The organism is Shewanella sp. 10N.7 (genome assembly GCF_020806285.1).
Lineage (GTDB): Bacteria > Pseudomonadota > Gammaproteobacteria > Enterobacterales > Shewanellaceae > Shewanella > Shewanella electrodiphila.
Map to the genome: position 1 here is coordinate 1 of NZ_JAJGZS010000032.1, position 25012 is coordinate 25012.

The window sequence follows — 25012 nt, forward strand, 5'->3', positions numbered from 1 at the left end:
GACTGTAAATCTGACGGCTCAGCCTTCGAAGGTTCGAATCCTTCTCCCTCCACCACTTCTTATGCTTTAAAATGAAATCTCATTTTATTCTTTATTTCTTGATTAAGTCTGTCTCGTGTTTAAACTAATATTTTTTTGATCTTGTTCACATTAATCAGAACGCCTTCTATTACCTAACTGTAAATTAATGATTTTTACCTTTCATCGGCTAAAACATCCTTTAAGCAAAATATAAATAAGACTATGATATTGATCTCTTTTCTTTTAAAGGTTCCATTATGTCTAAACAATGGGTTAAACAGGCAATCGCCAAAATCGAAGCGGACTTTCAGAGAAGCGCTGACACGCACTTAATCAAATTAGACCTTCCGCAACTTGATGGCATCGATATTTACCTTAAAGATGAAAGCACTCACCCAACTGGCAGTCTCAAACACCGATTAGCTCGCTCATTGTTCTTATATGCCATATCCAACGGTTGGGTAAACGAACACACCAGTATCATAGAGTCATCATCAGGCAGCACTGCCGTATCAGAAGCATATTTTTCACGTTTATTAGGTCTACCTTTTATTGCCGTCATGCCTTCATCGACCGCAAAAACTAAAATTGAGCAAATCGAATTTTATGGCGGCCAATGCCACTTTGTTGATCATAGCAGTAAGATATATGCAGAATCGCAACGTTTAGCAGAGGAATTAAATGGTCACTATATGGATCAATTTACTTATGCTGAACGTGCGACCGATTGGCGTGGTAATAACAACATCGCTGATTCTATATTTAATCAAATGCAGAAAGAGCCCTATCCAATACCTGAATGGATTGTGATGAGTCCAGGCACTGGTGGCACATCCGCTACCATAGGCCGTTATTTGAACTATCAGCAATTATCGACCAAGTTATGTGTTGTTGACCCAGAAAACTCGGTCTTTTACGACTACTATCATCAAGGCGATCAATCAATCACCTGTGAAAATGGCAGTAAAATTGAGGGTATTGGTCGACCAAGAGTTGAGCCTTCATTTATTGCAGGTGTTGTAGATGACATGAAAAAAATCCCAGACGCTGCTTCTCTTGCAACCATGAATTGGCTTGCCAAGTTGATTGGAAGAAAAGTCGGTCCCTCTACAGGAACTAATTTATACGGTGTGCTGGAACTTGCCTGCGCAATGAAACAAGCAGGCCAAACAGGTTCGCTAGTGACGCTTTTATGTGATTCAGGTGAACGTTATCTTGATACTTATTACAATGCACAATGGATTGATAACAATATCGGCTCAACAGCGCAGTATGATGCATTGTTAGAAAAGTTTAATACGTCTGGTTCACTTAAATAGTCTCGCTTACTCAAATAGCGTATTTAATGACTGACTAGTTTGCATAAAAAAACCGCTTAATAGCGGTTTTTTTTATAATCAGAATGCTGAGTAACTTAACGTGAAGTTCTCTTGTACAACTTATTAATCAATATCTAAATACTTATGTGTTTGGATTGATAATCGCCAATTACGTGCAATACAGGTTTTCATCGCAAGTTCAGTCGCTCTCGGCTTTTGACTGATTGGTTGCAAACAAATGGTTTTACCTGTGGTATCTATTGGGTTTAACAATTCATCCAATTCATCGATATGTTTTTGAGTTGCTATAGGATGTTTTATCTCATTTGCACGCATTAATGCTCGATCAAGTACGGCATAACCACCCTTCATGTTCACTTTTGGCGATACGGTAACCCAAACGTCTTTATGACAAACCACATCAAATGTGCCACTGGTTTCAATTTGTATATCGTAACCTGCGTCAATCAATTCATTAGTTAATGCTGATAAATCATATAAACATGGTTCACCGCCCGTTAGAACAATATGCTTTGCGGTAAAACCTTTCGCTTTAAAGGCATTAATAAGGCTTGATGCATTATGTTCTGACCAGCGGCCGATAGTGCCATCAACTTGAATAACTTGTTCTTGTGAGACGTTGTTTTCAGCTAGCACTTCCCAGGTTTGCTTGGTGTCACACCAGGAACACCCTACAGGACAGCCTTGTAGACGAACAAAAATCGCTGGTACGCCAGTAAACGTTCCCTCGCCTTGGATTGTTTCAAACACTTCGTTTACTGGATAATTCATGTAAATGCCTTACTTTTAAAAAGTGCAGATAATCATCTGCTATATAAAGAGTATGTTTTGTTTCGAGGGCGCATTTATAGATGATTTTCAATGTAGCTGCAAGTTTTTGCTATCGCTTGCTGCAATAAGATAAAATAGCGGGATAATGTATTTTTCAAACTCATAGCGAGTCATTCTTAAACAACTGAGGTTCAGTTTGTTTAATAACAAGCCGATATGAGTTTTACTGTGAGATTTTATGTCAAAAGCAATCGTTGTTTTTAGTGGTGGTCAAGATTCCACAACGTGCCTAATACAGGCAATGACAGAATATGATGAAGTTCATGCAATAACCTTTGACTATGGTCAACGTCATCGTCAAGAGATTGAAATAGCTCAATCATTAGCTAAACAGCTTAATATCGCCAGTCACAAGGTCATGGATGTCAGCTTATTGAACGAGCTCGCTATTTCAGCGTTAACTCGAGATTCAATTCCTGTCTCACATGAATTGATGGAAAACGGTCTACCAAGTACGTTTGTCCCAGGTAGAAATATTTTGTTCTTAACTCTTGCTGGTATTTATGCGTATCAGCTAGGTTGCGACGCCATTATCACAGGCGTTTGTGAAACCGATTTCTCGGGTTACCCAGATTGTCGCGATGAATTTATTAAGTCCATGCAACAATCACTGGCATTAGGTATGGATAAGCCACTTAAAATTGTGACGCCATTAATGTGGCTAAACAAAGCTGAGACTTGGGCACTGGCAGATAAGTACCACTCGTTATCATTAGTAACTGAAGAAACCCTCACGTGTTACAACGGCATTAAAGGCAGTGGCTGCGGAGACTGCCCTGCGTGTTTATTACGTCAACGTGGGTTGGATGATTATCTTAGTAATAAATCTACTGTGATGGCGTCTTTAGAGTCTAAGCAATAACGTTATTCGAATTATTTAATTCTAATCAGAATCGTTACCAATGATTAAAGTTTATTCTTAGCTACAATTAACACTATGACTCGATTTAAATGGATTTTACTATGCCAAGAAGCCGCAACAGCAGTGCAGGAACCTACTATTTCGCACTAGTAATCAGTGTCATTTGCACTGTGTTATTTGTCTCAACGATGACACCAATGGCAAACATAAACATTGATGCTTTACTCAGTTATCGTTACGACAATATCGCTGCAGGTGAACTATGGCGGATTGCGACTGGCAACTTACTCCATACTAACCTATGGCATTTGCTAATGAACTTAGCTGGTTTTTGGGTCATTTTGTTTTTACATGAGATGCACTACAAAGGTCATGCTAGCAAGTTTATGGGATTGTTTTTCAGTTTATGTATTCTTGAAGGCCTAGGTTTGTACTTCTTTTATCCAGAACTTAAAGGATACGTCGGTTTAAGTGGTCTACTGCACGGCTTATTTACCTTTGGCGCGTTATTAGACATCCGAAAAGGGTATATTTCAGGCTACTTATTACTCGTCGGAGTCTGTCTTAAAGTGGCTTATGAAATGTACTTTGGCGCGAGTGAAAGTGTTAGCTCACTGATTAATGCAAGAGTCGCCACTGAATCACACTTCATTGGTGTAGTTAGCGGATTACTTTGTGGTCTTGTTTGGTTGCCTCTTATCAGGTTTTTCAAACATCAGAAATTGGTTTCAGGTTAGAGCGAATAAATTAAATGGGTGCAATTGCGCCCATTTTTGTTTGATACTTTAACCACAAATTAAGTAGATGAAAAAGATCATCGGTTGAGTGATGTTTGATATACATTAGGCCGCCACACTTGCATTAGAATTTCTGGATTATCTATAGGTAAATATCCAAATTGGGCATAAAGGCCATGTGCATCTCGTGTGGCTAACATCATTCTACGAAAACCTTTAATCTGTTCATGATTCATAATGGTATCGATAAGCCATTTGCTTAAACCTTTCCCCCTGTGTTCATCAACAACAAACACATCTGCTAAATAACCAAAAGTTGCATGGTCCGTAATTAATCTTGCAAAACCGACTTGTTGATTTGATTCAGTTAGCACGCTAAAACAACTTGAATGCTCTATCGCTTTTTGCAACACGGCCATCGGAATATCTTTAGCCCAATAAGAGTGAGTTATAAATTGATGAATGATGTTGATATCAATATCTTCTTTATCCGTGCTGATTTTAAACCCTTTCACTTGGAGGTCTTTTCTATCACTGCCGCTTTTATCCATGCCATCACACCTTACACAATTAGTCATTAGGTTTTATTTACAGAATGTTCAATCAGGCTCTTTGTATAAGCAAGTAAGGCTTTATCATCCATCCTTGACGACTTTGCTAAGCCATTTAATACACCTTGTTGATCAGCCTCTGAGCGATGCTGGCCTAGTTTCAGTTTTCCCTCAGCATGGGTAATTTCAATTTTAAAACCCACGATGGCTTTAGCGAGTTTTTGCTTATATTCCTCAGGAATAAAACCGCCACTTTCAGCTAATGACGGTTCATAATATTGAATCGTGTCTGAAAGTATTTGTAAGGTCTCTTCGCTGCTTGTTAGGCTTATATGCCCCTTTACATGTACGGCAGCATAATTCCAGGTCGGCACCGCTGGATAACTGTCATACCATGTGGGAGAAATATAGCCATGAGGGCCAGAAAACACCGCTAAAATAGCTTGGGTATCAAACGCTTTCCAATGACTATTCGCTTTCGCAAGATGACCATATAAAGTGCCTAGTTCTCCTTCATCACGTTTTAATAATAAAGGGAGATGTGAAGCCGTTAAGTCTTGAGTGGTTAAAATGGCAAAGCTAAATTCATCTATAAAGTCATGGATCTGTTCAAGTGATTCCATTTGTAAGTTCTTAGGTATATACATATTGCTCCCTGCTATAAAAAAAAGCTTATATAAAAGCTTATATAAACTCCCTATGATACTTGTTTAGGTTAACTCTTTATCTTAATACTTATCCTTTGGATAAATAATCTTACTTAACTAAGTTCAAGTTATTTAGTCTCTAAGTAACAAGCCAAACGCTGCTGTAATGGCAAAATGGCATCTTTGTCATTCATATATTCTTCAATCGACATTAATTGCCAATATTGACCTTCATCTCCAAAGCGAATCGACTCAATCTCTAGCTGTGTCGCCTGTGCAACAAAGAAGAATGAAATACCATCAGATGTTTGATTAATGGCTTGTTGTTTGTATATCAACCTCTCAGTAGGTAATGCAATAGAAAATTCTTCATGCAATTCACGTAACACACATTGTTCAGGCGTTTCATTTCCTTCACGCCCACCCCCAGGAAAGTCCCACATATTTGCAAACGGAATTGAACTGATATTATCACGTCGATAAACCACTAATTGCTCGTTATAAAACAATGCCAATTTACAACCAGTGAATCCTTGTTCGTTACTTTTGTAATTGTCATTGTCATTGTCATTGTCATTGATAATTAAATTAAACATCGTTAAATAATCCCTTAAAAAACAATAAAAAAACCAGTGACTAGCACTGGTTTAGTAAACAGGTTTTAATAAAACCACAAGTTACGCGATAACAATAAACCCAACGAAAGTAATGGCCGCTGCAATCAGTGTATAAGGTAGCTGAGTAACAGCATGACTCACCAAGTTACACCCTGCACCTTGCGCTGCAAGTACAGTCGAATCACTATAAAAACAAGCTTGGCTACCAAATGATGATGCAGATAATAATGCTCCAATCACAAGCGGGATATCGGCGCCCACTGCTTGAGCAAGCGGCATGACAATCGGAATAGAAACTGCAAAAATTCCCCAGCTAGAACCAGTAGCAAACGCGAGTATTGCCATAGCAATAAATACCACAGCCGGTAACAGCTGCGCTGTCATATATGGGCTTAAGCTTTCAATGACAAATTGCGGTAGCAATAATTGATCGCATACATCTTTGAAAATAAATGCTGCGATAACGGTGCCGATTGCAGGCAGCATACTTTTAAAGCCATCAATCATTTGCTCCATCATCTCTGCAAATGGCATGAGCTTTTGTACTGCGTAATAAGGAATAGTTATCACCATTGTTGCTAATAAACCTAACCAGACATCAATGTCAAAATACACAGTGAAGCCTACCAACATGATTATCGGCACTAGAAAATTATGTAGTTTCCCTTGGTGATCAGCAGTTTTAAATTCATCTTCCATCGCTTTAACAGCGTAATCATTACTGGTTTGGATATCCGCAGATTCATCGACAGGGATCCCAATACCTTGGCGTGCTTTTAACTCAGCTTTTTTCATCGGCCCAATTAAAGGAATAATACCTAAAATAACCAGCGGCACCATAATGACAGCAACCCAGGCATACAGCATATAAGGTATCGCTGACATATATACACTGATTGCTTGCCCCGTTTCTGCAATGCCATTGTCTACCAACAAGCCGCCAAAAAATACCGCCCAAGTTGACAATGGCACTAATACACAGATCGGCGCAGCAGTTGAATCAACAACATACGCTAGCATTTCACGAGAAATTCGAAACTTGTCAGTCACTCGTTTCATGGTTTCACCCACTGTAAGCGCATTCAAATAATCATCAATGAATATGGCAACACCCAATACAAACGTCATCATCAAAGACGATTTAGGGCCTTTGGCGACTTTTAATGCGTTTTTACCAAAGGCAAATGCACCGCCTGTTCTAACCAATAAAGCAATCAAAGCACCAAAAGTACCACACACTAAAATAAGCCAGCCGATGGTTTCATCTGCCATGACTTTAAGTGATATTTCTGAAAAGTTATTTAATGCTTCTGTTGGCTCAAGCATCAATAAACCCACAACAGCACCTATCACCAAAGCGAGAATAGGTCTTCTTAATAAAATTGCTAATATCAAAACAACCACAGGCGGGATCAAGCTGATCGCAGATGGCTCTGTCATGACGTCTTTCCTTGTTTAAATTTGATTTTGAAAAATGGAGATGCAAAATAATGTCGTTATGTCTTGGAGTCAACAAAAATAAAACATAAACAGCAAATAAAATAAGAATTTTTGACAAAGAAATCAACTATGAATAATTCATCATGACTGAATAAGCAGTCACCATATCGCAGGTAACTGAATAAATAGTCAAGGTTATAGGTTTATTCTAATTAAAAAGTGGAATTTAACGAGCAATAAACGTCACATCAAAGCGCCCTAAACCGCCGTATTCGAGTTTAAGATGTACATCTAGTGCCATTTTAACCACACCATAATACGAACCAGTAATGATTGCTTGGCCAGCTTGCAAACTAATCCCTCTTTCACTTAAATGATTTACTAACCAATACAAAGGGTTTTGTGGCAAATCACATGGGTGCTCTCCCACTACATTTTGTTGTTGTTCACCTTGTTGAAGTGACAAAGCAATATTAGACGCACTATAAGCTAAAGATTTTTCAATTTCAGGCCCCAAATATAGCCCCTGATTGCTTAAGCCATCTGCCAAGCGTTCAAAGTGATTAGCTGGATAGTCCTTTGTAAACCTTGGTTGTATAAGCTCTAAAGCCATTCTAGTTTCACCAACAGCCTTATCGATTTCCGCTTCTGAGTAGACTTTACCGCTGGGTAAATCTTCAGTTAAAACAAAAGCAATTTCAGGCTCAATAAGAGCCTGATTGTTCACTGGTGCTATTGGGCATATTGTTTGTTCAACAACACTTTCACCAAGTAACGGCGCCACAATAAGACTGCCATCGTCACGTGGGGTTAAGCACTTCCAGCCAACCACAGGATGTTGATGCATTTCAGCCATAATCTGCTGCACTGTTAGCGCTTCAGATAACGAATCAGGTGCAGTAGTCTGTGACGTTTCAGCAACAGGCTTAGCAGCACCTCGTTGCATTAATAAATGTTTGGCATACCCAACTAGTTTGTCTGAAACCGTTAGTTTGTTTGTAAGATTGTTTGAGTCAGAATGAGCCACACTGGATCCTTGTGTAATAGTTAACTTGAATCATCTTTTGATTTTAAATAGTGCGTTGACTATTTAACTATGAAATAGCGATTAATAGTTGGAATCTGTTCTATAAAGTTAAACATATGATGTTTAACTGTGCAATGTGAATTTTTTCAAGGACAGTTATTAAAATCGCAAATCAGCTGACTTAATTTAGATACTCAGAATGTTACTGAAACAGAAACACAAATAGCATGGATATAGAGGCTAAACATAAGGAATAGACTTAGCGGAGCGAAATAACCTAGTCAAATAGCTGTATCAAAGATCATTATTCATCATAAATAACATCAAAATAAAAAACGGCTCAATCAATGATTGAACCGTTTCTTTGAATACTCAAGCTTTAAAGACTCATTTTACAACACTGCTGTTTATGCCATTAATGCAACCAAACGAGCTTTAGCATCGCTTAATAAGGTTTCTGTTAATGATTGTGCTAATGCACCATCTTTAGCTTTAATTGCATCAAATACTTCTTGGTGAAATGGAATCGATGTTTTGTTTTCAGCATCATTTTGGTTAGTAACCCGAATACTGACTAACAAGGCTGAAAAAATCACGCACTCCATCGAAATGAATAACTCATTATGAGACGCTTTTAAAATAGCACTGTGAAAGTGCGCATCTGCAATCACAAAACGATCCACATCGCTTGTAGACGCTTCCATTTCAGCGAGTGCTTCAGTAATTGCTTGAATATCTTCATCCGTGGCATTTAATGCTGCGAGACTGGCAGCTTTAGGCTCAAATGCGAGTCTAAACTCCATCAATTGAGTTAAAAAGTCAGGATTAAGTGGTGCAGAAAGGTGCCAAGCTAAAACATCATCGTCAAGTAAAGCCCAGTTATTTCTAGGTTTAACACGAGTACCTATTCCTCGGCGTACATCTAATAAGCCTTTACCAACGAGAATTTTTACCGCATCACGAACGACAACTCGACTGACTTGATAGCGTTCAGCCAGTTTATTTTCATCATCAATAAGCGTACCAGGCACAAACGTGCCAGCAACAATCCTACGACCTAACTCTTTTGCTACTTGAACAGGCAAACTCGGTGACATCGAGTTCGTTCTTCTTAAATCGTAGTATGTTAATTCACTCATTAAATATTTTTCCAAAAAGATAACTACATACTATTTATCTGATTTTTGGACAATAGACAACCGTGAATTGTTAATTATTGTTACTTTGAGTTAAAGAAAGGCGAATACTGGCATCATTTAACAGTTTCTCGGTTAATTTTTCAGCTTTATCACCATCTTTAGCTGCAATCGCTTCAAAGACTTCACGATGAAAAGGAACAGAAGCGCCATTATCACGAGGGTCTTTATTGGTGACTTTAATACTGACCAATAAAGCTGAATATATCACTCCTTCCATAGAAGCGAGAAAACTATTGTTAGCTGCTTTCATCACCGATTTATGAAACAAAGAGTCGGCAATAATAAAATCTTCCGCTGTACCGTCAGCTTTTGCCATACGTTCTACCGCTGATTCGATTTCAGCGAGGTTTTCTTCAGTTGCACGTTCTGCAGCCCATCTTGCTGCTTTGGGCTCAAATGCTAACCTAACGTCCATCAACTGTTTTAAAAATACAAGGTTTGGTGGTGCAGATAAATGCCAAGCTAAAATATCATCATCTAGCATGTTCCATTTATCGCGTGACTGAACACGTGTCCCAATACCGCGTCTGACTTCTAGTAAACCTTTGCTTACTAAAATTTTAACGGCATCACGGACGACAACACGACTGACTTGATATCGAGATGCCAAGGCATTTTCATCATCAATAAGACTGTGGGCTTCGAAAGCACCAGAAACAATGCGACGACCGAGTTCTTTAGCAACTTGTACTGAAAGACTAGGCGACATTCCTTGGGTGCATTTTAAATCGTAATATATTAATTCACTCATAGGTTAAATATAAACATAGTATGTTTAAGGTGTCAATTGAAACAATCTACGATTGAGACTTAATAATATATCAACTTCACATTAGATAAATTGATGCTATGGGTGATAAGCAGAAGTAACTAAAAAAATAGCAGCCTTTCGGCTGCTAAAGCTACAACAGATACTTACTAGGAATAAGTATAAAGGAAAGCAAAACAACACTATTTGTATAAAGCGACAACAGACAAGTTCAAAATCATCTCTGAAATGACTGAACTAATACAACTCACTGAACTCAGTTTACGGCATTATTGAACTTTAAAGTTCTGGCTTAGTGAACTGTTAAGGTACTTTTATAACCTTGGACATATGCCAAAGCGTTATGCTTAACTTGCTCAACACTCATCCCAGCCTTATATAAGCCGCTTCCTAAACCAAACCCACTGGCACCAGCATCAATAAATGCTTGCATAGTGTCTGGTGAAACGCCACCTACGGGTAAAATTTGGATGTCAGGTAATACAACTGACATCGCTTTTAACCCTTTGGGGCCAAGAGTATCAGCAGGAAATAACTTTAAAGAATCCGCACCTGCATGAATGGCTGCATAAGCTTCAGTAGGATTAAAAAAACCTGGAACACAATAAAGATTCTTAGCTTTACTGTACTTAATAATTTCAACGTCAGCATGAGGCGATATAATTATCCGTCCGCCAGCAATTTCGACTTGATCCACTTGCTCCTTTGACACCACCGTACCGGCACCGATCACAAGATTTTCACCGTACTTATCACTTAATAACTTAATGCTTTCGTAAGGTCGTGGCGAGTTGAGCGGTACCTCAATCACTTTATAGCCTTGTTCTACTAGCACATCTGCAATAGCGATAACTTCTTCAGGTGTCACACCACGTAAGATGGCAACTAAAGGTAATTCATTTAATGCATCTTTTAACGAAATAGCCATTAACTTGCTTCCTTAGATATAATTAAATTCGCCTGTTTAGCAATCGACAACATGCCAAGGGCTGATGCTTTAGCACTGCTCACTGTAGTCGACAAATACCCCAACTCTTTTAACGCTTCGCTATATAGGTTGTTTAGTTGAGAGCTGCCAATGAGATAAATATGTTCTAGGTTTGGCGATGAGGCTAAAACCGAACAAAGTTCTGATCCAATAAGTAAACCTGAAAGATAGCTAGTCACATCATCATCGGCTAAACGCTGCTCTAGCCTCAGTGTTCTGGCACTAAAAAGGTGATGCAGTAAGCCACCTTCACGCTGGCTTGTATGCACCCCTTGTAAAAAACCGTCCATATCTATTTCTTCAATATGCGATTCAGCACTTTTATCTAAACCTTTACCCAAAATGCTATGCTCAAGCACGATGTTGAACATCTCACCCGTCATATGCGTTGATAAATCATCTATCAAGGTATGGCCATGGTCGCTTTTCGCCATTCTTATCCATTTGGAGTGAGTGCCGGGTAAGCAAAACACTAATTTTTCAAGCTGGGCGTTATTTAAAAGGCCTAACTCATGTTCAATCAATGACACCGCGCCAAACACTTGCACTTCTTCACCGCGCATAACATCTGGTTGTAAATTAGATGTTTGGCATTTGAAACCTGGAACAATATGTAACTGTAACCCTGCTTGATTGTTCACTGCCTGTAATTGAGTTGCTGCTTGTTTAGCATCAGCAGGACACTCGACATAGCCTGCATCACACCAACCTTGTGCACTGCCGACCATGCCAGCCATTAATACAGGTACAACATTTTTCTGCGCACTAATGTCATTCAACCAAGGTTGAATTTGTTCAAGTAAAGCAGGTTCAAATTGCGCTTTTTCAAGGCACAACATACCTTGTGGTGACGTCACTTCGGACAAAATATGGCCACTTTTATCCAACAAGAAGGATCTAAAGTTACTACTACCCCAATCAACCGCTATAAGTGCAGGTTGAGGCGATGATGCATCTATCATGGGAGAATTCTCTAGAAAGGTTAATTAATGACTTCGTAATGTTTGATAAAGTCAGGATCAGGTTCAACACCAATCCCTGGGCCTTGAGGTAAGGCAACACTGCCGCCACTGTCTTTTACTTGCTTTAAGATATTAAGCGGCTCTTTAAGTAAGTCTTCACGAAAACGATTCGGTGTAGTGTCATATTCAAGCATGGGTTGTACTGGATGCGCTGCCCCCGGTAAATCAGGTAATGCTGCTAGTAAATGAAGATTTGTACCGACGGCAATTGCAGAGCCCCAAACATGATTAATCACTGGGATAAAATGAGCATGAGCCATCGCTAAAACTTTCTGGTATTCAGTAATGCCGCCAAGTGCGCATACCTCAGGTTGCAGTAAGTCTACACAACGGTTTTCAATTAAGTCTCTAAAGCCCCAACGGGTAAACTCAGCTTCGCCACCTGCGATGGTCATATCCAACGCTTCACATAAATCACGATAACCTTGCTTATCTTCAGGAGCGACAGGTTCTTCAAACCAGTGAACACCTAGATTTTGTAGCTCACGCCCCAATGGAATCGCTTCTCTAGCAGTATAAGCATGATTCGCATCAACCATTAGACGCATATCGTTACCGATGCCTTTTCGTACAGCTTCTACGAGTTTAATGTCCCTATCAGGACTTAGACCGATTTTCATCTTAGTCGCAGTAAAACCCATTTCTTTAATACGAGCACTTTCATCGGTAAATCGAGCTTCTAAGTCATCAAAACGTTGTAGCATCATGCCGTAACCGTAGGCAGGAATACGCTCTCTGAATGCCCCGCCAAGTAGTTTATACACCGGCTGTCCATGAAACTTGCCTGCAATATCCCACAAAGCGATATCTACACCCGACAATGATTGGATAGGCATTCCCTTTTGGCCATGATCACGCATCAGGTTGTAGACCTTGTGCCAAATTACTTCCCTATCCAGTGGATCCATGCCTAGAATCATCGGCTGTATTACTTTTTCAACAATAGTTTTATTGGCAAAAGCAATACCGCCACCGCCAAAACATTCCCCCCAACCTGTAATACCTACATCAGTAATGACTTCAACTAAATGGGTCGTTCTTTGGGCGTAGTATTGCTGCGAATAACCTAATTCTTCTTCAAGATCGTATTGCAATACGTGGCTTTTTATTTCAATAATTTTCATCGAATAACTTCCTGGTAATAGCGAATCAGCGATACTGAGACTTTTGCTAAGTAACTAATAAAGAACTATTGCTAAAAACTAAACGGCACGAGAGACTCGTTTGTAAGCAAGGTAATCGTCCAGCGCTAGCAAGGAACAATCGACTCCAACTCCAGATTGCTTAATACCAAAATGAGGCAAATTAATCGCATATTTAATGCCATTCACTTGTACTTCTGCAAATCGTAGCTCATCAGCAAACCGCGTAACTCTGGCTTCATTAGACGTGAAAATAAATGATGACAGGCCTGCCTCAGTGTTATTAGCTTCAGCTAAAACCTCATCATCTTTACTGAAAGTCATGATGCTGATAACAGGTCCAAACACTTCCTCTTTGGCAATATCCATCTCAGGAGTGACACCACACAAGACAGTTGGGCTATAAAAATAGCCTGTTTCATGTCCTTCGGGCTTACCGCCACCCGTTAGTAATGTGGCACCTTTAACAATCGCATCTTGTACCAGTGCATCGATTCGGTGCCATGATGAAGCATCCATAACAGGTCCCATATCAATATCAGCTGTTTTATCAAAACCTACTTTGACAGAATGAGCACGGGTCAAAATCATTTCAATAAACTCATCTGCAATGGATTGTTCAACAAGCACCCGATTTGGTGTGACACAAATCTGACCTGCGTTCGCGAATTTCACGCCACAAATCACGTCTGCAGCATTGTTTAAATCAGCATCAGCAAACACTATTGCAGGGGCATTACCGCCTAATTCCATTGAGTAGCGTTTAATGGATGTGGCGCCCGTTGCGATAACATGTTTACCGACATTGGTAGAACCAATTAAAGTTAACACTGAAGGGATAGTTGATGCTGAAATTGCATCGCCCACTTTATGGTCCGGACCAGAAATAATGTTCACCACACCAGCTGGCAAGCCTATTTTTGCGCATAATTCACCAACGGCGTAAGCAGATAAAGGAGTTTTAACTGAAGGTTTAATGACAATCGGACAGCCCGCAGCCATTGCGGGGCCAATCTTGTAGGCAAGGTTTAGTAGTGGAAAATTCCAAGCTAAAAATGCTGCTGCCACACCCACAGGCTCACGTCTAAGTTCATGAGTATGAGTGCCCTCTTTATCTTCAAGTGTTTCTTGCTCAAGGTTCAACATAGCGTCGGCGTAAAAATTTAAGCTATCCACCAACATTTGGTAATCATCTTTTGTTGAGGACCAAGGTTTTGCCATTTCAAGATGGATGCACTCTCTAAGATGTTGTTCGTTTTCAATCACAGCATCACGCAATTTGTACATCCAATCGGTTCTTTGCTTAATCGAGGTTTTAGACCAAATTGGAAATGCTTTATTTGCAGCCGCTAATGCTTGTTCAGCTTGGGCAATATCTGCTGCTGCAATACTGCCAACAGGGGTTAGAGTTGCAGGGTTGATAACCTCAGTTGTCAATCCACTAGAAACCAACTCACCACCGATATATAGTTGTTTTATAAGCATTAGCACAGCTCCATTTGTATATTTCTAATACGCTATTCGTTAAAACCTGTTACATCAACATCATAAAACCATGGTGAGTAAAATCCTCTTTACTCACTGATTACACATCTAATGACTAGGCTATTAACCAATAAAAGAATAAATCGCATAACATAATAAGTATTTAAACATATGATGTTTAAGAGTGCAATATACAAAGACTAAATGTTTACAGAAATGTTAACAAAACATTTACCTTTGAGGATACAAGTAGGATGTTAAGGATTGCTACTTTGCTGGCGAAGATAAATAATTGGCAGAGCTTAGGAAGGAATATTAAAAAGCGGCAATATTTTAGCTCGCCGATAACAAGCTTCTATAAGGTCTTGCTATCGGTTTATATTAAGGTGCTGAATTAGGCTATAGAATGATATGTTTGAAAAGATAGTAATGCTAATAGTATCTATTTGGACTTACCTTTGGCATCATTTTGACTGCTCACTAAGCGACCTAAATACTCCGACAAACCAACACCTTTGCGAACGGTTTCGGCCCAGTGACTACCTAAGATAAAACCAATAGCTGTGCAAACAGGTAATATCACACCTGTTAACTCTCCAGTTAGATATAGGCTTAATACTGCGCCAATACCTGCACATAATAACGTTGGAGACAGTGCGATTGAAAGCCACAATAATGATTTTACAAACAGTTCTATTATAAGCATTGAAGTTCCTTTTCAAATTAAATACAAGATTTAAACTATCATAAATTCAATCAATTAAGAATAGAATAAGCATGAGACTATGAAAGAAAGGTCCATAGCAGGATAAATTGTTAACGTTAGCATATAGGTGATGATAAATAGTAAAAAAGAAATGACCTTTATGAATGTCTCCGTAATAGTGATTGCTTTTCATGTTTAACTTGCGACACAAAGCGAAAGAGATAGGTCTGAACAATTACCCTTTAATAAAGCACTCGATGGACCATTTACGACAACTGTTTGCAAGAAGAACTGCTACAGAATCTCGTTCAACAGCCTCTTTTAATGAATCCGCACTTCCTAAACAAGGCTCTAAGCCAATGACATAAGCAGGCGCTAAATCACTGCCTGACCAACCACAATAATTAAGCCATAAGCCAAAATGTGAAATCTCACCTTGATTAAAGCGAAAACCACACATCTGCTTGCGCTCTGGTTCAAAGAGCGCGACTTCAACCAGTTGATTACTATCTTCAGGTATTTGCCGAACTAACTCATTACTAAACAGTTTACTAGCAAATTGACTAGATTCAGGCATTACGTCAGCAAGGCTAACCACTTTATCGGTTGATTCACCAAAATAAGGCCAGTTTATGTGTCGTTGTGAGGAATTAAAAAAGTCTTTAAAACCACTGTCAGCCCTGAATTGGTGGATAGATTCAGATAATTGAATGGTCATCCCCTCTTTAGCTGCGAATATAGGGTGCATAGACCAGACAAATGGTAAATCATCGGCTCCGTGATTAGTTACACAATACTCAATTGTAAAATAATCACTTTCAGTACATAAACTGATGGTTCGCTCAAATGTGTACGGTAATTGTTTACTTGTGCAAAGCAAAGTCACAGCTACATACCCATTAATTTCAGCGACTTTGCTAACTTGCCATGGCATACACCATAACTCACCATGATCGGGAATTTTGACGTGACTGTAGTTAGGCTGGGAATAGATTTCCTGGCTAATACTTGGGAAACACTCGTCCCAACCACCAGTATCATTACCATCAACAAACGAATCACCATATTGAGCTTTGCTAAGCTGGCCGTATGGCGTTTGTTGTAGCCATTCATGCTGCATGGTAACGGACTTAAGGGAAATGATTTTGCCCCCAAGTTGAGGCATGACAGTCATAGACACTTGGTTATTAGCTATTGTGATTGCTTCAAAGCCATCAATTTTAGAATAAATTAACTTTAACACTGCAGATTAACGCTAAACACTGTACAGCATGTGCCTATCAAAAAGCGCTCATCGACAATCGCCCAAAACAATGCGCTTTTAATCATGATAAATAACTGAGCGACCACCATCGACGACAAGGCTTTGACCTGTCATAAAACTTGAATCTTGACTGGCTAGAAATAAAGCCGGTTTTGCTATTTCACTGGTAGTGCCGTTACGCTTTAAAGGATGCACCTCAGCCATAGCTTGACGAGAGCCCTGCGGATCGTCAGTTGCATCCCAAGATTTAAATGCCATTGGCGTTTCAATCATCCCAGGGCAAAGTGCATTCACGCGAATGTTACTGTCTGCAAATTCGACAGCTAAATTACGTGTCAGGCCTATGACTGCATGCTTGGTAACCGCATACGGAAAATAACCGGGTACAATTTTAAACGAGTGCACTGAACCAATATTAACAATACTGCCGCGGCCATTTTGTTTCATGTATGGATACACAGCTTTGCTGCAATACCACATTCCATCGACATTAACTGAAAAACTTTTCTTCCAAGCATCGACCGACACATCATCAATTTGGTTACCAGGACTAATTAAGGCGGCATTATTAATTAACACTGTAGGCTCTCCTAACTCCTTAACTGTTTTTGCTACCATTGCATTGACCAAATCTTCATCTGCAATATCTACACATGCGAAAATAGCCTGATGACCTTGAGCAACCAGTTTATCGACCACTTGTTGACCTAATGTTTGGTTCATATCTGCTACGCAAACTTTAGCCCCCTGCTGACAAAATTCTTCAGCAATGGTGCAGCCAATACCGTCAGCACCACCGGTAATAATGGCTACTTCACCCATTAAACGATCAGACATATTATTCTCTTTTTTTAATTAGTTAGGTTTTCACACTATGATTAAGAACTGTAAGCAAACCAGTTAACGAGACAGTAAACACCCTGTTAAAGTTAGTGTTAACGCTCGTGTACCAATTCACGCTCAATCGCTTCAATGGTCTTGCCTTTTGTTTCAGGCAAAATCAACGCCATGACAATACAACCGATAAACGCAACGCCGCCATAGTATAAAAAGGTATTCGCAGCGCCCATGTTTTCTAATTGCCACGGGAAAAACTGTTGAATACTCCAACTTGAAATACTTTGCACTAGTGCAGCAAAAGGCAGCGCCACACTTCTCACTCGGCTAGAAAATATTTCAGAGAATATGACCCACATAATTGGGCCAATTGACATATTAAATGCCGCTAAAAATGCGAATAAGCCAAATAAAACAAATGCTGGGTTGATGGTTATTGATTCGTTAATCACCACCCCACTAATCAAAGGCAATTCTTTTTTCGTGTACACACTGGCCAAATCTGCTTTTAATGCTACATCTGTGTCATAAGTTTTACCCAAAAATGGTAATAATTTGTCAGCATCGACCTGTTGCAGTGCCACTTTTTGAATAACAGGCTGGCTAATTTGATAACTCGCGTTATCAAAACCGTACCAAATTGATCCATGCGCTAACACAATCAATAAAAGGCCTGATACCGTAAGTACTTTCCTACCTAATTTTTCTACGGTAAAAATTGCCACTAAAGTAAACAGTACTGAAACTCCACCTAATACAATAGTTTGTAAAAAAGTATCTTCTACACTCATACCAATTTGCTCAAATACCGTTGGGGCATAAAACAGCACCGCATTCATCCCTGTCGCGCCTTGAACAACGGCATACACAACAGCAATAATAACTAAAAACCGCATTGGTTTGCTAAACAGTAATTTAAGCTGCTGTACGACAGTATTTGTACTGTCTTGTTTAATGGTTTGCTTAATATCAGTCATTAACTCACTGACTTCACCTTGTGCAGTGATTTGCTCAAATACAGCTTTAGCCTCATCATCTCGCTGCTTGCTCAGTAACCAACGTGGTGATTCCGGGATGGTAAGCAATAACGAAAACCAAATAATATTTGGCACAATCTCGAAGCCGAGCATTAAACGCCAAATATTCTCATCCGTTAATGATTCAATGCTGCCCATAGAGCTAACAAGAAAATAGTTAATAACAAATGCAATCAAACTGCCTAAAGTAATAAGCAGCTGATTAACAGACACAAATTGACCGCGCTGTTTTGCAGGGGCTATTTCACCTATATACATGGCCGAAACAGTGATTGAAGCAAATGCCACACCACCAATAAACCGCCCTACTACTAGCATTTCATAACTGTTGGCGAATGAAGAAATAACAGTAGATAACGAGTACGTGAGTGCAATACCAAGCAACACCTTTTTACGACCAAAACGCTGACATAAGCTACCAGTAAAGAACAAAGCTAGAATAACACCAACAATGGCACAACCTACGACGTTACCCGTTTGTAAACTGGTTAATTCAAATTGAGAGCTAACAAATCTTAGTGCTCCAGAAATATTCGCAGCATCTAAACCAAATACAAAGCCACCAAATGCGGCAATCATCGAAAATTTAATCGCTTGAAAGTGCTTATTTTTATCAGTCAGTTTGTTATCGGCCTGCTTATTATCAGTAGACGCCGTTTCTGACATTGTTGTTTCTAGCAAAGTGATATCCCCACATCTTGTTTCTTAATTACCCTGTCAGAAAACATCTTTATATATGCAATAACGCAAATTAAAAGCTGATATTTTCAAATACAAAATAAAGAATGAATCATTCCATTAACAAGATTTAAACATATGATGTTTCAATAGGCAATATGTTTGTTAATTATATTAACATTGGGATATTAAGTGGAGTGGATACAACTGAGAGCAATAAGGAATTAAAAATAGTTGAATCGACTATCAAATAATCTGACTAATGGTGATTGCAGAGTACAACGATAATTGATTGTAACTTACTTTACTTTTCAGGTTGTTACTACATTTATTTTTTTACAAAATACACATTTTAAACGTATAAATAGCGGTGAAGAAATCAGTAAAGAAAAACGAAGTTAGGAAGGATAAATTACTCTGCAAATATCTATCGAATATATAAGCATAAGCGCAATACTGTTTAGCCGTGTTTTCAATTGATTGCTATGCTCAGGCTGGTAATGATATTTGTGCTGAAACAACAAGTTTGTAGGCAGATAAAAGTGTTAACTCGGTATACCGTTACGCCTAGCCTATATCTGTATGACTTTATAAAAATTACTTATTTTTTTCACAAACACTTAAATCAAAATCATCTGGTATTTCGTGTGGCATTTGCTCTACTTGGAAATAACCCCAAACAGAAAATAATATAAATAAGCTAGGTATTAAAAGGTGAAATATTGACTTAGCACTTGCTTTCCAGCCTCGCAGAATTGGAGTGGGTTTATATACTTTTACCCCTTTAGGCGGAAACTGTTTATGAATAATGCCTTTATATCCAAGAGGTACAGTAACCAAACCGATTATGACGGCACTGAATAGCGGTAAACCTACAAATAAAGCATGCCACATGACTGTGATCCCAGAGTAACCGAACAGAGTTCGGCAATTACAGTATCAACATACTCATTAATAAAAGGGAGGTACCACTTTTCATTAATTATGAGTATCAGCACAGCCAATAGAAGAAATAAAAATATCCTCTTAAACTTTTCAGATTTTGAGAACTCTTCTGCGTATTCGATAACGCTCTCCTTGTGTAAAGTGTAAAGTGCAAAGTGCAAAGTGCAAAGTGCAAAAGCTTCAACACAGGGCTGATAATGCTAGTCCAAAATGTGTAGCGAAGCGAAACCAAGCTATAGCTAGCTGCTTGATTACGATGATTACGTTGATTACGTTGAGTACGTTATTAGCATACTTACTCAAATCGCTCATTTGAAGAAGTAGAGCTACCCACACGAGTGTGAAGATAACACTGTCAGTAATTTACCCCTTTATTAACTGACAGTCTTATTCCGTTAGATTAACAGCAGGCTCAAATAGCCCTTTGACTTTAGTATTTAACAAGATTGTCGTGCCATGGATATTTGCGGTAACTGGCGCTTCCTCGAGTCCACATTGTGCTGAGGTAGTAAATAATTTGTCCGCGAGTTCTCCGCCAAATGCTGGGCAAGTCGGTCTTGATGTGCCGGTATCTACCCTTTCGAGCTCTTTACCGTCTGGCGAAAGGCAAACTATACAACCACCATCCCATAATGACACCCAAACATTACCCTCTGCATCTACAATCGCACCATCTGGCGACACTGCTGAGTCTGAAAAGTCAAAGAATAGCCTTGCATCTTGACGGCTAAGCTCTGAATCAGAAAATTCATCAACAGGCCAACCTGTAACGGCATCTAAGCTAATCCAATACATTTTTTGCGCGGCAGAATCGGCGTAATATGCGCGCTGACGTGATTTATCAAAGCACATGCCATTGGGAATGGTTAAATCGGTAATTATGGTCTTAAGTTGACCTTGGTAATAGCGATAAAAACAGCCTTTGTTTGGCGTTGCGTCATTATCCATAGTGCCAATCCAAAAACCGCCCCAAGGGTCGGCTCTGCCGTCATTACTGCGATTCGAGCTCACTTGATGCTCAACATGCACAATTAACTGCGTTTGTTTAGTATCGAGATTGAATCTATACAAGCCAGTTTCAGTGGCTATGACTAAGTGGTTTTGATCGATCCAACCTATTGCCGTCACCATTTGATCAAACGTATGCTGGCTAGTCTGTTCACCTTTTCTACTCATTAACTGCTTATTAGGAAAGTCGACCCAATATAATGTGTCTGTTAATGGGTGCCACAGTGGGCTCTCGCCAACATAATTAACTCTACTATCAAAAACCTGACTGCTCATGTTATTCCTTTGATTCGCCAGTGGTATTGTGCGCCACTTTCAGAATAATTCTGATTACCAATTAGTATGTGAACCATCACGTTTACTCAAATGTGGGGCTTCTGTCTCTATGGGGGTCGCTTGTCTAAATGCCGCTTCATTTACTTCTACACCCAAACCTGGAACATCTGGCAACATAAACACGTTACCTTCAAGTTCGTGCTGTAATGGGAATAAATTAGTGTCATGGGCTCCGAATGGACTGAATGGTCCTTGATGGGTTTCCATTAAACTAAAATTAGCTAAAGCTGCGGCAAAGTGATTTGTTGCAGCTGTGCACACCGGTCCTAATGGGTTGTGCGGCATTACATCTATATAATGCGCTTCAGCCCACCCTGCGACTTTCATCGCTTCAGTTAGGCCACCAATATTACAAACATCGACACGTAGATATTGAGTTAACCCCTGCTCTATATATGGTTTGGCCGCCCATTTCGAACTAAACTCTTCACCAATAGCAAACGGAATATTTGTCATGGTGCGCAGTGTTTTATAAGCATCAGGTGATTCATTGCGGATAGGTTCTTCGATAAAGTCCAGCGTATCTGGTGCTAATCGCTGACAAAATGAAGCCGTTTCCGCCACACTTAGTCTATGGTGATAATCAATCCCCAAGGTAATATCTGGTCCAAGAATTTTACGTAGTTCATTCAAACAACGTGCTGTGCGAGTAATAGACTCTTGTGGTTCAAATAATTTAGGATCATCAAAGCGACTTGGGATCACACGAATTGTGGTCCAGCCTAGTTCTATTAGCGCTTTAGCTTCGTTAACGAGTTCATCTAAACGATCAGGATCCGCCTCAGTATAGCAACAAGCAAAACAAGGAATATTGTCTCGCTGTTTACCCCCTAACAATTGATAAACTGGCACATTTAGCTTTTTACCCAAAATATCGTAAAGCGCAATATCAATTGCTGATATGGCAGCTGTTATTACCCTGCCACCTTCAAAGTAGTGACTTCGATAAAGCTCTTGCCAAATACGACCTATTTGTCTTGCATCTTTGCCTTTTAAAAACTGGGCAAAGTGTTTAACAGCGCCCATCACTGCATATTCACGGTTAGATAAACCAGACTCTCCCCAGCCGATAATTCCGCATTCTGTTACTACTTTTACAAGTAACTGATTACGACGACCAACACAGCCTAGCAGCGCTTCTACAGATTCAATTTTCATTTAAATGCACCATCTAATTATTATCATTATTTTTGCGGTTATTCTGTTCTTGGCAATGACTACACCACAGCCAGTTAATCTACTTGCCAAAAATTTAACTTTTTTACGCTAGTTAATTGGCACTTGGCTAAAGTAAAAGAACTTAGTTAAAGTAACTTAGCTTATTGCGTCGCTGGCAAACGATATTTATCCATTCTGTCCATATCGTATTTTTCAAACTTACGCTTTAATAACCAGCGCGGACGCTCTAAAGTGAGCTCCCAAGTAAACAAATCTTTGAACATCTTTTTAACGCGCTCAGGCTCTGCTGCTGCAAGATTGTGTTGCTCGCCAATATCATCAGCTAAGTTATATAACTCTGCAGGTCTATCAGGAAAACGAATAAGCTTCCAATCTTGATCGCGAATCACAGCGCGCGTTTCTTTTTTCCAGAACATTTGTTGATGCGGTCGACTTACATTGTCGCCGTTTATATAAGGCAGCAAATCAACGCCGTCAGTATCTGTTACTTTATCAGCACCACCTGCAGCTGCAACAAAAGTAGGTAATAAATCTAAGGTACTAACTGGATAGTCATAACGTTGATTAGGTTTAATTTTTGCTGGCCAGCTCATGATAAATGGCACACGGATCCCACCTTCTAAATGATTAGATTTCGTGCCTGCTAATGGCGCATTGTTCGATGCGTTTTTATCGGTTGGGCCCCCATTATCATTGGTAAATACCACGATAGTATTATCAGCTAAATCGAGTGCTTCAAGTTTGTTCATCACTATGCCGGTTGCTCTATCCATGGCTAAGGTCATGGCGGCTAACTCTTGTTGTTTTCCCGATAACTTTGGGAATTTAAGTAGATCATCTGGCTTTGACTCCATCGGAGTGTGCACAGCATTAAAGGCAAGATAGATGAAAAATGGATCGTGTTTATTTTGCTCAATAAAGTCTGCAGCGGCTTGGCCAAGAATGTCCGTTAAGTAGCCTTCTCTTTCTTCAAAATGACCTAATCCGCGTTCTAATTGTTTGTCATACATAGTGCTGTTAGGATCATTTTCAATTTGTTTTGGGTATTTAAAGTAACTGCGATCGCCACCTCTAAAACCTAAAAACTCGTCAAAACCGCGATTCAATGGATGGAACCGTTCGGCGCTGCCTAAATGCCACTTCCCCAATACAGCAGTTTTATAACCTTGTTCTTTTAAATAGTCTGCCATGGTTGTTTGATCAACTGGCAAGCCCATTTCAGGCCCTAATAACGCTGAGTTATCACTCATAAAACCCGGTACGTTGATTTCTTCGTAGCCAAATCTTTGCTGATATTTACCTGTCATTAATCCAGCTCTCGATGGACCACAGGTTGCATCACTCACATAGCCTTGACTAAAAATAACCCCTTGCTCTGCAATATTGTCTAAATGCGGGGTTTGCATGATTTGACTGCCTTGAAAACCAAAGTCGCCATAGCCGGCATCATCGGCAAAAATGAGAATGATATTTGGTTTGTCAGTCGCAGTAGTGAGCTTCGCTTCAGACTGTTTCTGTGTTTGTTGTCTCGTCTCACCTTGCGCATAGACGTTAAGGGTTAACAGGCTAGACAATATCACTACGCTTTTGATTATTCTTACTTTCATTTAGAAACTGCTCCATGTATTCACAACGACTGTCATCGTTAATATTGTTTGTTCGCGCAAAGCTGTCTCATGAAGCATTGGCTCATAGTGACTAGCCATGTTGGGCACTTCTACAAACGGTGCCAAACTTCAACTATCAAAATCAGTGGCAAATCACGCCAGGTAAGCAGCTAAACCTCGTCTACAGTATTAGATCAAGTTTGCTTCACATTAACTTAACGATTAACAAACAATAAAACGTTGCAAATATTTAAACATATGATGTTTACGCTTGTAAACAATATGTTGTACCAACCAATCATTTATGGCACAACAAATGGAGAATAAAACGTATATATTTGGTGCGATCAATACTTTTTACCCTGTAATTATAGAAACTTAAATTTATTTTCTCGGAATATATATCAAACAAAAATATTAACTAAAAGCCTATTACCTTTGTTGATACAGCAAACATTTCATACAAAAATCGCCAAAATTTTAACGAATCCCCAATCGATTGAAGAAGTTTTTTTAATAAATTTCATTTACAAAACCATCACAAAACCCGACAATTTCTCTGATAAATGATAATAAATCAATGCTATAGCACCGTAATAACAACAAATGTTTAACATGTTGCACATTTAAACATCATATGTTTAAATACTTCATATGAACTGTATTGCCTGTTTTTTATACATATACTAACAAGCTTATTTAAATACGTTGTAAACATTAAGTCGTGGTTTACCAAG

23 protein-coding genes are annotated in these 25012 nt (G+C 39.3%); 3 read left to right on the forward strand and 20 right to left on the reverse strand.

Annotation, left to right across the window (positions count from 1 at the left end):
• Window positions 1-278 precede the first annotated feature (278 nt).
• Window positions 279-1340, forward strand: a complete 1062-nt coding sequence (locus tag LMH66_RS17480; protein WP_102527226.1) for a PLP-dependent cysteine synthase family protein — start codon at window positions 279-281, stop codon at window positions 1338-1340.
• Between the two features lie 123 nt (window positions 1341-1463).
• Here the strand turns inward: LMH66_RS17480 and queE are convergent, their stop codons facing one another.
• A complete protein-coding gene (gene queE / locus LMH66_RS17485) occupies window positions 1464-2132 on the reverse strand; it encodes a 7-carboxy-7-deazaguanine synthase QueE (RefSeq protein ID WP_229371810.1) in 669 nt (222 codons plus the stop codon).
• A gap of 238 nt (window positions 2133-2370) precedes the next feature.
• On the opposite strand from queE, the gene queC reads away from it, so the two are divergent.
• Window positions 2371-3054, forward strand: coding sequence for a 7-cyano-7-deazaguanine synthase QueC (gene queC / locus LMH66_RS17490; RefSeq protein ID WP_229371814.1), 684 nt, complete (start codon window positions 2371-2373; stop codon window positions 3052-3054).
• 101 nt (window positions 3055-3155) lie between these two features.
• Window positions 3156-3791, forward strand: coding sequence for a rhombosortase (gene rrtA / locus LMH66_RS17495; protein WP_229371818.1), 636 nt, complete (start codon window positions 3156-3158; stop codon window positions 3789-3791).
• 77 nt (window positions 3792-3868) lie between these two features.
• Here rrtA and LMH66_RS17500 read toward each other — a convergent pair whose 3' ends face one another.
• The 19 genes from LMH66_RS17500 to LMH66_RS17590 all read right to left on the reverse strand — a co-directional run bounded on the left by LMH66_RS17500 (window position 3869) and on the right by LMH66_RS17590 (window position 24275).
• Entirely contained in the window at window positions 3869-4342 is a 474-nt protein-coding gene (locus tag LMH66_RS17500) for a GNAT family N-acetyltransferase (RefSeq protein ID WP_229371824.1), read from the reverse strand.
• A 26-nt stretch (window positions 4343-4368) separates the two neighbouring features.
• A complete protein-coding gene (locus LMH66_RS17505; protein WP_229371830.1) occupies window positions 4369-4989 on the reverse strand; it encodes an FMN-binding negative transcriptional regulator in 621 nt (206 codons plus the stop codon).
• 128 nt (window positions 4990-5117) lie between these two features.
• Window positions 5118-5585: an NUDIX hydrolase gene (locus LMH66_RS17510; protein WP_229371835.1), complete on the reverse strand. Its 468-nt coding sequence runs from the start codon at window positions 5583-5585 to the stop codon at window positions 5118-5120.
• Between the two features lie 81 nt (window positions 5586-5666).
• The gene (locus tag LMH66_RS17515; protein ID WP_229371840.1) at window positions 5667-7046 is read right to left on the reverse strand and encodes a Na+/H+ antiporter NhaC family protein; all 1380 of its coding nucleotides are present in this window, start codon (window positions 7044-7046) and stop codon (window positions 5667-5669) included.
• Window positions 7047-7272: 226 nt separating this feature from the next.
• The gene (locus tag LMH66_RS17520) at window positions 7273-8073 is read right to left on the reverse strand and encodes a 2-keto-4-pentenoate hydratase (RefSeq protein WP_229371847.1); all 801 of its coding nucleotides are present in this window, start codon (window positions 8071-8073) and stop codon (window positions 7273-7275) included.
• 407 nt (window positions 8074-8480) lie between these two features.
• Entirely contained in the window at window positions 8481-9212 is a 732-nt protein-coding gene (locus LMH66_RS17525) for a FadR/GntR family transcriptional regulator (protein WP_102527218.1), read from the reverse strand.
• A 70-nt stretch (window positions 9213-9282) separates the two neighbouring features.
• Window positions 9283-10023: a FadR/GntR family transcriptional regulator gene (locus tag LMH66_RS17530; protein WP_102527217.1), complete on the reverse strand. Its 741-nt coding sequence runs from the start codon at window positions 10021-10023 to the stop codon at window positions 9283-9285.
• Between the two features lie 310 nt (window positions 10024-10333).
• Window positions 10334-10969: a 2-dehydro-3-deoxy-6-phosphogalactonate aldolase gene (locus LMH66_RS17535; RefSeq protein ID WP_229371853.1), complete on the reverse strand. Its 636-nt coding sequence runs from the start codon at window positions 10967-10969 to the stop codon at window positions 10334-10336.
• Complete coding sequence (locus LMH66_RS17540; protein ID WP_102527216.1) at window positions 10969-11991, reverse strand: 2-dehydro-3-deoxygalactonokinase; 1023 nt, start codon at window positions 11989-11991, stop codon at window positions 10969-10971. The genes LMH66_RS17535 and LMH66_RS17540 overlap by 1 nt, the downstream gene beginning before the upstream one ends.
• A 20-nt stretch (window positions 11992-12011) precedes the next feature.
• Window positions 12012-13175, reverse strand: a complete 1164-nt coding sequence (locus tag LMH66_RS17545; protein WP_102527215.1) for a mandelate racemase/muconate lactonizing enzyme family protein — start codon at window positions 13173-13175, stop codon at window positions 12012-12014.
• Between the two features lie 78 nt (window positions 13176-13253).
• Window positions 13254-14678, reverse strand: a complete 1425-nt coding sequence (locus tag LMH66_RS17550) for an aldehyde dehydrogenase family protein (RefSeq protein ID WP_229371860.1) — start codon at window positions 14676-14678, stop codon at window positions 13254-13256.
• A gap of 442 nt (window positions 14679-15120) precedes the next feature.
• On the reverse strand, window positions 15121-15384 hold the full coding sequence (locus tag LMH66_RS17555) for a hypothetical protein (protein ID WP_102527213.1): 264 nt from the start codon (window positions 15382-15384) through the stop codon (window positions 15121-15123).
• A 235-nt stretch (window positions 15385-15619) separates the two neighbouring features.
• Window positions 15620-16627, reverse strand: a complete 1008-nt coding sequence (locus LMH66_RS17560; RefSeq protein ID WP_229371866.1) for a hypothetical protein — start codon at window positions 16625-16627, stop codon at window positions 15620-15622.
• 78 nt (window positions 16628-16705) lie between these two features.
• Window positions 16706-17485 (reverse strand): glucose 1-dehydrogenase, encoded by a 780-nt coding sequence (locus LMH66_RS17565; protein WP_229371873.1) that lies wholly within the window; start codon window positions 17483-17485, stop codon window positions 16706-16708.
• Between the two features lie 98 nt (window positions 17486-17583).
• Window positions 17584-19203 carry an MFS transporter gene (locus LMH66_RS17570; protein ID WP_229371878.1) on the reverse strand — a complete coding sequence of 540 codons (1620 nt, stop codon included), beginning with the start codon at window positions 19201-19203 and terminating at the stop codon, window positions 17584-17586.
• A gap of 594 nt (window positions 19204-19797) precedes the next feature.
• Entirely contained in the window at window positions 19798-20094 is a 297-nt protein-coding gene (locus LMH66_RS17575) for a hypothetical protein (RefSeq protein WP_229371882.1), read from the reverse strand.
• A 438-nt stretch (window positions 20095-20532) separates the two neighbouring features.
• Entirely contained in the window at window positions 20533-21429 is an 897-nt protein-coding gene (locus LMH66_RS17580) for an SMP-30/gluconolactonase/LRE family protein (RefSeq protein WP_229371888.1), read from the reverse strand.
• A gap of 54 nt (window positions 21430-21483) precedes the next feature.
• Entirely contained in the window at window positions 21484-22647 is a 1164-nt protein-coding gene (locus LMH66_RS17585; protein ID WP_229371894.1) for a mandelate racemase/muconate lactonizing enzyme family protein, read from the reverse strand.
• 161 nt (window positions 22648-22808) lie between these two features.
• Entirely contained in the window at window positions 22809-24275 is a 1467-nt protein-coding gene (locus LMH66_RS17590; RefSeq protein ID WP_229371898.1) for a sulfatase, read from the reverse strand.
• Window positions 24276-25012 lie beyond the last annotated feature (737 nt).